General features: G+C 41.0%; 6 protein-coding genes. 2 read left to right on the top strand and 4 right to left on the bottom strand.

The genetic code is table 11. The features are described from left to right. Positions 1-57: 57 nt before the first annotated feature. Genes nagB through BSCG_RS19315 form a run of 3 tightly spaced genes read right to left on the bottom strand, consistent with a single transcriptional unit; the run spans position 58 to position 3151 of the window. Positions 58-870: a glucosamine-6-phosphate deaminase gene (gene nagB / locus BSCG_RS19305; protein WP_004301540.1), complete on the bottom strand. Its 813-nt coding sequence runs from the start codon at positions 868-870 to the stop codon at positions 58-60. A 48-nt stretch (positions 871-918) separates the two neighbouring features. Next, positions 919-2115, bottom strand: coding sequence for an FprA family A-type flavoprotein (locus BSCG_RS19310; RefSeq protein WP_004309431.1), 1197 nt, complete (start codon positions 2113-2115; stop codon positions 919-921). 58 nt (positions 2116-2173) lie between these two features. Continuing rightward, entirely contained in the window at positions 2174-3151 is a 978-nt protein-coding gene (locus BSCG_RS19315) for a TIGR01212 family radical SAM protein (protein WP_004305273.1), read from the bottom strand. A 476-nt stretch (positions 3152-3627) separates the two neighbouring features. On the opposite strand from BSCG_RS19315, the gene BSCG_RS19320 reads away from it, so the two are divergent. Further along, complete coding sequence (locus tag BSCG_RS19320; protein WP_008775409.1) at positions 3628-7968, top strand: hybrid sensor histidine kinase/response regulator transcription factor; 4341 nt, start codon at positions 3628-3630, stop codon at positions 7966-7968. A 133-nt stretch (positions 7969-8101) separates the two neighbouring features. On the opposite strand, the gene BSCG_RS19325 is transcribed toward BSCG_RS19320, so the two are convergent. Continuing rightward, positions 8102-8869: a class I SAM-dependent methyltransferase gene (locus BSCG_RS19325; protein ID WP_008775408.1), complete on the bottom strand. Its 768-nt coding sequence runs from the start codon at positions 8867-8869 to the stop codon at positions 8102-8104. Positions 8870-9279: 410 nt separating this feature from the next. Here BSCG_RS19325 and xyl3A point away from each other — a divergent pair, with 410 nt between their 5' ends. Beyond that, positions 9280-11871 carry a xylan 1,4-beta-xylosidase gene (gene xyl3A / locus BSCG_RS19330; RefSeq protein WP_008775407.1) on the top strand — a complete coding sequence of 864 codons (2592 nt, stop codon included), beginning with the start codon at positions 9280-9282 and terminating at the stop codon, positions 11869-11871. Positions 11872-12372 lie beyond the last annotated feature (501 nt).

The following is a 12372-nucleotide window of genomic DNA, read 5'->3' as shown; positions in this document are numbered from 1 at the left end:
AAAGGGCTGCGTCACATTTTCAGTGCGCAGCCCTTATTTCTATTATTTCATCACAAATTACTTAATCAATGATTCTGGATCCAAATGAGCAGATTCGATATCTTTGAAGTAACGGTAAGTACCCACTTTCAATTCAGCTGTAGCAGCATCATCACAAACGATAATACCCTTTTCATGCATTTGCAATGCACTGATTGTCCACATCTGTGTGATAGCACCTTCTACCGCATGATACAAAGCACGAGCTTTGTTATGACCATTTACAATAATCATCACTTCTTTTGCAGAAAGCACAGTACCTACTCCCACTGTCAAAGAAGTCTTAGGAACTTTGTTGATGTCATTATCAAAGAAACGGGAGTTAGCAATGATGGTATCCATTGTTAACGTTTTCTGACGAGTGCGTGAAGTCAATGAAGATCCCGGTTCGTTGAATGCAATATGTCCGTCAGGACCAATACCACCCATGAACAGGTCGATGCCACCGTATGACTTGATCTTTTCTTCGTAACGTGCACATTCTGCATCCAGATCCGGAGCGTTACCATTCAGAATATTAGTATTCTCGGGTTTAATGTCGATATGACCGAAAAAGTTATTCCACATGAAAGAATAATAGCTTTCCGGATGTTCTTTCGGCAATCCTACATATTCGTCCATGTTGAATGTTACCACATTCTGGAAGGAAACGATTCCTTTCTTATTCAGGTCGATCAAAGCTTTATACATGCCCAGAGGAGATGATCCGGTGGGACAGCCCAATACAAATGGTTTCTCGGGGGTTGGATTGGCAGCTTTTATTTTAGCGGCAACGTAATGTGCAGCCCACAGAGATACGGACTGGTAGTCCGGCTGAATAATAAGTCTCATAAGTCGATTATTTTATAGGTTAGTTAATAAATTATCTCATTCACTGTTTTAACGATCTTTCTTCAAACGGTCCGCCATGGCACGTGCCAGATTTTCGCACTGGGTATAAGTCAGGTCTTTCATAGCCTGCTTCATCTCCACCGGATCACCGATCAATTCGAATTTACTCTTTTCAGCAAACTCCGCCAGACGTTTCACCGCAGCACCTGCCCATGCAAAAGAACCGAAGTAACCCAAATAGCGTCCCTTCACCTCACGCAGCAGAATCTTTGAAAGCAGCGCTTCCACCTCCGGAAATATCTGATTACTATACGTAGGAGAACCGATAATCAATCCCTTATAACGGAAAATATCCGCTATGATATAAGAAGGATGACTCTTTGTTACGTTATGCATAACGATATTCTTAACCCCCTGTGCAGAAAGCTCTTCAGCAATAGCTTCCGCCATCTGCTCTGTATTTCCATACATGCTTCCGTAGGCAATAACAACACCTTCATCCGCATCATAACGACTCAAACGATCATATATGCCGATCACCTTTGCAATATTCTCTGTCCATACAGGTCCGTGAGTAGAACAAATGGCAGAAATGGGAAGTCCACCTAATTTCTGCAAAGCCCTTTGCACGGGGCTTCCGTATTTACCAACGATATTAGAGTAGTAACGAACCATTTCTCCCCAGTACTTATCGACATTGATCCGGGTATCCAGGAATCCGCCATCTACAGTACCAAAACATCCGAATCCGTCACCGGAGAAAAGAACTCCATCCGTTTCATCAAAAGTCATCATCGTTTCCGGCCAATGCACCATTGGAGTCATATAAAAACGCAGTTTGTGACGTCCTAAAGCGAGGAAATCACCGTCCTTTACCAGATATTGTTCACCGGTTACCCCATAGAAACCTTCAATCATACCGAATGTTTGCTTATTACCCACGATAATAATTTCCGGATAATGTTGTTTAATCAATCGGATAGATCCCGAATGATCCGGTTCCATGTGATTTATAATCAAATAATTAATGGGACGTTCTCCAATCACTTGCTTGATTTTACGCAAGTAGACTTCAAAATAACAGATATCTACCGTATCTACCAATGCCACCATTTCATCATCAATCAGATAAGAGTTATATGAAACTCCATAGGGCAATGGCCACATCGCTTCAAATCTGTGCTTGTTACGGTCATTTACTCCCACATAGTGGACATTTCCTTTAATTCTTGTTTTACTTTCCATCTTTCAAATCCATTAAATATTTCTTCCACTATTCTATACTCCGCAAAACAGCTATTTATTAAGTGGTAAGTTTATCGTTTGCAAAAATAATCCTTTTTTCCGAATCCCTATACTTCTTACCTTGATAAGCACCTCTTTCTTTCATTCTTTTTTGTAAACGAGCTACAAATTCATAATTTTTCAATCCCCAGTCCGGAGCTATTAATAAATCTTTAGGAGATTGGGAAACAAAACGTTCCACAACCATATCGGGACGGAGATGTTCTACATAATCAATCACCAGATCAATATATTCCTCAACCTCGTTAAACAAATGAAAGCCAGCAGGAGTTACGTCATACTCATGCGCCATTCGCGTACCACGGATCAACTGTAACTGATGGATTTTAAGTGTAGCTAAAGGCAGATCGGAAAGAATTTCGGCATGTGCCACCATTGTATCATGTGTTTCTCCCGGAAGTCCGAGGATGATATGTCCACCTGTCAGGATACCACAGGCCGCTGTCTGACACACAGCTTCTACTGTATCTGCATAAGTATGCCCCCGATTGATGCGTTTTAAGGTTTCATCACAAGTGCTTTCGATCCCATATTCTACCATGAGAAACGTATGTTTGTTCAAATCTTCCAGATAACGCAACAAACTTTCCGGCATACAATCGGGACGCGTACCAATCACCAGCCCGACTACCCCATCCACCGCCAATGCTTCCTCATACTTACGCTTCAAGCCTTCCAACTCCGCATATGTATTGGTGTAGGCCTGAAAATAGGCCAAATATTTCATTTCCGGATATTTATGGGCAAAAAAGCATTTACCTTCTTCCAATTGAATTGCAATAGATTTCTCTGTCCGACAATAATCCGGATTAAAAGTCTGGTTATTGCAGTAAGTACATCCACCCCACCCTTTTGTACCATCACGATTGGGGCAAGTGAAACCTGCATTCAATGAAATCTTTTGTACTTTGTAAGGAAAATATTTCCGTAAAAAAGTAGGGAAATCATTATATAATAGCTGTGTAGACATATTCATTCACTTCATTCTTTATTTTACCTACAAACATAAGCAAAATCAACGAGTTACGGAAAGTTGGCACAAAATATCTTCAATATATTAAAAATTTCATAAATACCATAAGATAAATTAATAAATATTGCAATTCGAAAAACTATTTAATTAGCTTTGCTATGATTTTAGGCATTGGCAGGAGGATACTTGTGAAAGTCTTGTGCAATTTATTCCCCAATTATGATTTCATCTCACCATACCCCATGCAACTCTTGTCAATAAAATTATCCTCTTTATAATCTTATTCAGATTATAAAGAGGATTTTTTTAACTAATATTACTCTCTTATTTTTGTTCAAAACACAACATAGAGATCAATGCTGTATAGGATGAAGAGGAAAAAATAGGAAAAAACGAGTATTATTCGTTCAAACCGCTTATCGGACTTTCCATTCTGCATTGTTTTGTTTATTTTTGCTATAAACATTAAAGTAACTACTATGAAACGGCTCCATACTTTATTTCTTCTTCTAACAATAGCGATCGATATAGCTGCTCAACCTATCTGCCAAGTTAAACATTTCTCCGTGAGTGACGGTCTCGCTCAAGGTAATGTAATGAGCATTTTACAGGATCAGAAAGGGCTTGTTTGGTTTAGTACCTGGAACGGGCTTAACAAGTTTGACGGATACACTTTTAAGACATATAAAACTTCGCAAGAGAGTAAATATGCATTCGGCAGTAATCGCATGGGAACTATTTCAGAAAGCAAATACGGAGATATATGGTGCCCCACTTACGATGGACAAGCCTGTCTTTTTGATGTGGAAACCGAGAAGTTTATTGATGTTCTCCAACCTATTGAACTTTCCACGAAACAAACTAACAATGTTACACGCATTTATTCGCTGGAGAAAGGGATTGCCTGGATTCTCTGTGAAAGCGGATATGCATTCAGAGTGGACGAACAATTATGCAAAAAAGGAGAAGGTATCACACTTTATTCAGCTTCCAACCACAACCTGAAAGGATATCAAATATTTAACATTTATCAAGACTCTGAAGAAGATGAATGGATATTGACAGACAAAGGTGTTTCCATCATAGGAAAGAAAACACTGGATACTGACTTTCCTTTCCAGTTCATCACCCAAATAAAGGAAACGATCTATCTGATTGCAGAAAATGACAAGTTAGCCAGATATGACTTCCACACTAAAAAACTGAAATTCGTAGATATTCCTTATCCGCATCATAAAATAAACAATGTCACCACCATAGGAAAAGATATGCTGGCCTTGGGAACGGATAATGGAGTGATTTTGTATTCTATCCCGAAGAACAGTTTCCAGCAAATAGACATCCGTACAGCTACCCAAACTTCCAACGATGTAGAATCTGTCTATCAAGACCACTTGGGAGATATCTGGATTTTTTCAAAAGATCCGGGCATTGTCCATCTTAACCTCGTGACCAATGAAAAAGAGCATCTGTTCACCCCAAAAGATGAGATTATCAAGCATGGGCGTAAAAGTCGCAAACTTATTTTTGAAGATAATGCGAAAAACCTATGGTTACTCCCCACGGAAGGAAACTTTTGCTACTATGACCGGAAAGAAAGAACTCTCAAACCGCTTCTTACGGATATCAATAATCCTAAGTCTATTTTCAGTCCGTTAGTCAGGTCTTATACATTGGATAATCAGGGAAACTGTTGGTTTGCAACAGCACGTGGTGTAGAGAAACTATGCTTCTTTCCACAGAGCTATCAATTTAACCTGACTGATTACGAGGCAGAAACACGTGCATTCCTGCAAGACAGCAATAAACGTCTATGGACAGCATCGAAATCTAATTATATCCAAATATTCGCACCGGATGGTAACCTGGTGGGGTACTTATCCAAACAAGGAAATATCATTAAGGAAAAACAATCGTTCTATAATGGGGTATATTCAATTCTGGAAGACAAAGATGGAAATATATGGTTGGGGACTAAAGAAATCGGACTTTTCCAACTTAAAAAGACAGGAGCAAATCATTACTCTATTCACCATTTTGAACACCAGACAAATGATCCTTATAGTTTAAGCAGTAATAGCATTTATGCTATCTTTCAGGACAGTCGTAATAATATTTGGATAGGATGTTATGGGGGTGGATTAAATCTGCTGGCACAAGCTAAAGATGGAAAAGTTTCATTTATTCATAGTAATAATGAGTTAAGAAACTATCCCATAGCTTACGGTATGAAAGTACGCAATATTGCAGAAGCTCCGGGAGGAGTGATTTTAGTGGGAACGACTAACGGACTGCTGACATTCTCGAACAACTTCGAACGCCTGGAAGAGATTAAATTCTACCGGAATATCCGTAGACCGGGAGATAAAAACAGTCTTAGTGCCAACGATATCATGCATATCTATACAGACAAGAATAAAACCACTTATATCATCAGTTTCACCGGAGGCGTAAATAAAGTGATATCTCCCAATCTGCTGAACGAGAATATCCAATTCAGAAACTACGACAAGAACAACGGGCTGGCGTCCGATTTGGCACTATCAATGATTGAAGATACACAGAATCAGCTATGGGTTGTTTCGGAGATTGCGCTCTCCAAATTCGATCCAGCCAAAGAAACTTTTGAGAACTATGAATTAAGTTCCATCTATCAGGAATTCAATTTCTCCGAAGCTCTTCCTATTATCAATGCCCGCAACCAAATTATCTTAGGAACTGATAAAGGCTTTCTGGAAGTTTCTCCGGAGAAGATGCGGAAGAGTAGCTATGTCCCTCCTATTGTGTTTACGGGACTCAAGATTCAAGGACACCTTACCGATCACTCTATTGACAATCTGGAAGAATTGGAACTGGAGCCCTCTCAAAGGAATGTAACTTTCCAGTTTGCTGCACTTGATTATGTCAATCCAAAAGGGATTTTATATGCCTATCGCCTGCAAGGACTAGAAGAAGAATGGAATGAAGCAGATAATAACCGTTCCGCTAGCTACATCAACTTACCTGCAGGCAAATATCAGTTGCAGATAAAGTCAACAAACAGTGACGGGGTCTGGGTGGACAATGTACGGACTCTATCTATACATGTACTCCCCACCTTTTGGGAAACCTACTGGGCATGGCTGCTCTATTTCATTCTATTCATACTCTTTACGGCAAGCATCGTATATGTATTATTTTACATCTACCGGTTACGTCACAGAGTGGATATGGAACAACAATTAGCAAATATCAAACTGCGATTCTTTACTGACATATCTCATGAATTACGTACTCCGCTAACTTTAATCAGTAGCCCTGTGACAGAGGTATTAGAGAATGAGCCGCTTTCTCCTTCCGCCCGTGAGCATTTGACTTTGGTACATCAGAACACAGAGCGCATGCTCCGACTGATGAATCAGATTCTGGATTTCCGCAAGATTCAGAATCAGAAAATGAAACTACTGATTGAAGAGACCGATTTGATTCCACTTTTGCAAAAGGTGATGAGTAGCTTCAAACTGATAGCTGAAGAAAAGAACATAAACTATCAGCTGACTTCTACCATCCAGTCGGTATATAGCTGGGTGGATAGAGATAAGTTTGAAAAGATATTCTTCAATCTGCTTTCCAATGCATTCAAATATACACCTGCCGACAAGTCGATTACAGTCAATATCACAACGAAAGAGAAGACGGTAGAGATAGAGGTTGCAGACGAAGGAATCGGAATTGCAGTAGAAAAGCAACATTCCTTGTTCCAACGCTTCGAGTCATTGGTAAAACAGAATATTCTGCAACCATCTTCCGGCATCGGGCTGTCTCTCGTGAAAGAGATGGTGGAAATGCATCATGGCACTATTACAGTAAATAGTCAACCCGGAATAGGCAGCCGTTTTACAGTAAGCTTGCCTTTACAACGGGAAATTTTCGAAGAGGATGTACAAGTCGAATTTATCCTGAATGATAGTCAGAGTTCAGCACCTCATCCCGTCGATAGCATGAAAGCGCCAGAAGAGGTGGAAGAAAAAGAAGACCTTGAGACTAATTCGGATGGTTTCTCCATATTGGTGGTAGAAGATAATGAAGAGTTAAAGGCTTTTCTGAAAAGTATTTTGTCGGAGAATTATACGGTAATCACAGCTTCCAATGGTGAAGAGGGATTGCAACATGCTGTTGACGACCTGCCCGATCTTATTATCAGCGATGTTATGATGCCGGTGATGGACGGTTTAGAAATGATTAGGCAAATCAAAGAGAACAACAATATTTGCCATATCCCCATCATTGTATTATCAGCCAAAGCCTCTCTGGACGACCGTATCGCCGGATTGGAACAAGGCATTGACGATTATATCACCAAACCTTTCAGTGCTACTTATCTAAAGACCCGTGTAGCCTCCTTGTTACGACAACGCAAAGCATTGCAGGAGCTCTATATGAATAGGCTGATGGAAGGAAAGAATACCTCTTCTCCCGATCCTCTGACTCCTTCACAACCACAGATTACTCCATACGACGAGCAATTTATGAAAAAAGTAATGGCATACATGGAAGAACAGATGGACAATGCCGAACTAACGATTGACGAATTTGCAGAACAGTTGATGCTTAGCCGTACAATCTTCTACCGGAAATTAAAATCAATCGTCGGACTGACACCTGTTGACTTTATACGGGAAATACGTATCAAACGTGCCGTACAACTGATTGACAGCGACGAATATAACTTCTCCCAGGTAGCATATATGACGGGGTTCAACGATCCGAAATATTTCAGCAAGTGCTTCAAGAAAGTGATAGGAATTACCCCGTCAGAATACAAAGAGAGAAAAAAATAACTCTTTGATAAGCATATAAAAAGTCCCTTTATACCCGGTTGTCTCATTATTCGATCAATCAAAATTTGATAGAGTAAACTGATATAAAGGGACTTTTCATACAAGATAAAGAGATTTGCCTGTCAACAACACATCAATATCCAAACTTACATTGACAAACAAACACCTGTTTTTCCGAATCATCATTAAATACTTCTTCTTCAAATCCTCCATATTTATGAATAATACTAAAACCATTCCATTCCAAATATGAATCCAACTCTTGAGGGAAAAACATTCTCATATCCAGATTTTGAATAGAATTGAATTCACCATTGATAAAATAATGCCATTCGATCCGATTAATCTGGGTTTTATTTTCATATCGCATTGTCTGCTTTATCGAAACTTCTCTTCCATCATCAGTTGTATACGTGGCTATTTCCTGCTGCTCTTTCTCATCTTCAACTATATACCGAATATTCGGATTAAAACAATCCAACAGAAATAAGCCTCCGTCTTTGAGGTGATTTTTAACGACATGAAGTACCTTAAATAAATCTTCATTCTCATATAAATGATGGATCGAATTAAATGGAATAAAAATAAGGTCGTACTTCTCCTGTAAATCCAGAGTCCTGATATCCGCCTGAATGAAATTGATTCTTAGTCCAGCCTCGGCAGCTTTCATCTTAGCCTGATGGAGCATTGAAGCAGTGTAATCAACCCCACTTATATCATATCCATCCTTTGCAATAGGAAGAGTAAGTCTGCCAGTTCCACAGCAAAGCTCAAGTATTCGGGCATCCTTGTTTTTAGGTAACCACCGCTTATAAAATTGCAAATCATCCATGCTGGTATTCATTCCATCATAAATATTTGCATCATAAATTAAATCGCCAACTTTATAATCACTATTCATTTGCCTCCTCCAATATCCATTATTTACTATTATTTCTTATACAAACAAGAATATCCCCAACGTACAATGTACCAAAAGGATATTCTATAAATAACCAGAAGTATTACCGGTCGTTCGCAAATGTAGTAAATATCTATAAGCCAGCTATAATTATCTCTTAAATACTCAAATTTCAACAAGACATATCTCTGATATAAGTATCAAAACAACATTTCGGTATCATCTATTTACATTGCAAAGCTTATGCTATATTCAACAAAATGTTTTATCTTTGAACAGGTCTATGGATTTATCGGCTCCAAATAAGCCTTGCATAGGAAATCCTCCTTTTCTACCGGATATTCCCCACAAAAATAATGAAAAGCACGTACTATTGCAGTCTCAAATCTAAAAACCAAAAGAACTAGAAAATGAAAAAGCAATGGATCATTGCCTGTCTTATCGGAATTCAAGGGGTAAATGTACAGGCACAACAACCCAGCAAGTATCCCTATCAGGACACGAAATTAACTGCGGAACAACGGGCGGACGATTTACTTCAACGCCTCACATTAGAAGAAAAAGTGGCGTTGATGCAAAACAACTCACCGGCTATTCCCCGGCTTGGCATTAAGCCGTATGAATGGTGGAACGAAGCTCTTCATGGCGTTGCCCGCGCCGGACTGGCTACTGTCTTTCCACAAGCCATAGGTATGGCCGCTTCTTTCAACGACGAACTATTATACGAAGTCTTTGATGCCGTATCTGACGAAGCACGCGCCAAGAACCGCCAATTCAATGAAAAAGGACAATATAAACGTTATCAGGGACTGACCATGTGGACTCCCAACGTCAATATCTTCCGCGACCCCCGCTGGGGACGGGGACAGGAAACATACGGCGAAGACCCTTATTTAAGCGGACGTATGGGAATGGCGGCAGTCAGAGGTCTGCAAGGACCGGAAGATGCCGAATATGACAAACTTCATGCCTGCGCCAAACACTTTGCCGTACACTCGGGTCCCGAATGGAACCGTCACAGCTTCAACGCAGAAAACATTGCACCCAGAGACTTATGGGAAACCTACCTTCCTGCTTTCAAGGAACTGGTACAAAAAGCAGGAGTTAAAGAAGTGATGTGCGCTTACAACCGTTTCGAAGGCGATCCCTGCTGCGGCAGCAACCGTCTGTTAACCCAAATTCTCCGCAACGACTGGGGATTCAAAGGAATCGTAGTCACCGACTGCGGAGCAATCGGAGACTTTTTCCAACGCAAGAAACATGAAACGCATCCCGATGCCGCCCATGCCTCTGCCGACGCTGTTTTAAGCGGAACAGATCTCGAATGTGGCGGTAACTTCAAAAGCATCACCGATGCTGTGAAAAAAGGCCTGATTTCGGAAGAGAAAATCAATACATCAGTCAAAAGACTACTGAAAGCCCGCTTTGAACTGGGAGAAATGAATTCGACTCATCCCTGGAGTAACATTCCATTTTCTGTTATCGACTGTCCCAAACACAAAGAACTGGCACTGAAAATGGCACATGAAAGTCTGGTATTACTCCAAAACAATAACAACCTCCTTCCATTAAACCGTCAGATGAAAGTCGCAGTCATCGGCCCCAACGCCAACGACTCGGTAATGCAATGGGGGAACTACAACGGCTTCCCTTCACATACCGTTACTCTACTGGAAGGAATACGCGCCAAACTACCTGACGCACAAATCATCTACGAACCTGTATGCGGATATACAAACGACACCACCCTGCACAGCCTATTCAATCAGTGCAGCATCGACGGAGAAGCCGGATTCAACGCCACCTACTGGAATAACCGCGAATATAAAGGCAAAATTGCCGCAACCGACCGTCTGACCACTCCTTTCCATTTCAGTGCAGAAGGTTCTACCGTATTTGCTCCCGGTGTAGGATTGAAAAACTTCACCGCCATCTATCGTTCCACTTTCCGCCCAACAGATTCCGGTGCCGCCACTTTCCGCGTGATGACTAACGGAGGAGTTACTTTATTCCTCAACGGCAAGCAAATAGCAGAAGCCACCAACATCAAGAATCATACCAATCTGTATTCTTTCAACTACGAAGCAGGAAAGAGTTACGACATCGAGTTGCGTTTTATTCAGGTTAAAGATAACCCTGCACTGAACTTCGACTTGGCAAAACAAACTCCAATGGATGCCCGTGAAATCCTGAACAAGTTGCAAAGCGCAGATGTAGTTATTTTTGCCGGAGGTATCTCCCCCCTATTGGAAGGAGAATCCATGCGGGTATCCGACCCCGGATTCAAAGGCGGCGACCGTACAGAAATCGAATTGCCCGCCATCCAGCGCGAAGTTCTTGCTCTTCTAAAGAAGAATGGAAAGAAAACAGTGTTCGTCAACTTCTCCGGTTCGGCAATGGCCATCGTGCCTGAAACGCAGAATTGCGATGCTATCCTGCAAGCATGGTATCCCGGACAGGCAGGTGGAACAGCCGTTGCCGATGTTCTTTTCGGAGATTACAATCCTGCCGGACGTCTGCCTATCACTTTCTATAAAAGCATGCAACAATTACCGGATTATGAAGATTATTCGATGAAAGGACGTACCTACCGTTTCATGACGAAAACACCTCTTTATCCATTCGGCTACGGTTTAAGTTATACCCGTTTCTCTTATGGGAAAGCTACCCTGAACCAATCGAAGCTGACCAAAGGCGAAAAAGCAATCCTTACTATCCCGGTAAGTAACGTCGGGCAGAGAGACGGTGAAGAAGTGGTTCAAGTGTACATCTGCCGTCCTGACGACAAAGAAGGTCCGCAAAAAACTCTTCGTGGTTTCCAACGGGTTAGCATTGCTAAAGGTAAGACACAGAACGTCCAGATAGAGCTTCCGTACGATTCTTTCGAATGGTTTGATGCAGCGACCAATACCATACGTCCTTTAAACGGAACATATAAGATACTTTACGGAAACAGTTCAAATGAAAAAGACTTGCAAACGTGCAGTATTCAGATTCAATAGGCAATGCTATTACATACAATTTGAGGCCGGGTTAATGAACTTAGGCTACATTGAGAATTTATAAAAAAATGGTTTTTATTGTCAGGCCAAGAGTTATGGCTTCATAAAGTGATTGTTTTCAAGCTATTACCCACTGACAATAGAAGCTGACAATAGGCTGACAATAAAAGACGAAAATCTTTATTGTCAGCCTATTATTGTTTAAAACTGCACTATGCAGCTATTATCCCTTACTTACCAAGCCTGCATTATTCCGCAAAGACACCGTTATTGTTCAACTAAGGTGCCGTTATCGTTCTGCTAAAGTATCGATCTTGTTAGTTCTTCACGGCCGTGACGAGATCTTTCCACGGCTGTGGCAGTATCTCACCACGGCCGTGAGAAGAAGCTACCACAGCCGTGGGAAGGTAAAGATAGCGGCACCTTTGTAAGCATTCGGCCTCGCCCGTATTTCTCTCCAAGCTATAATAAAGTCAAAAGCCAGACGAAGCATGTCTGGCT

This window comes from Bacteroides sp. 2_2_4 (assembly GCF_000157055.1).
GTDB lineage: Bacteria > Bacteroidota > Bacteroidia > Bacteroidales > Bacteroidaceae > Bacteroides > Bacteroides ovatus.
Note: the sequence above shows the minus strand (reverse complement) of the source record. Positions and strands in the feature narration are given on the sequence as shown.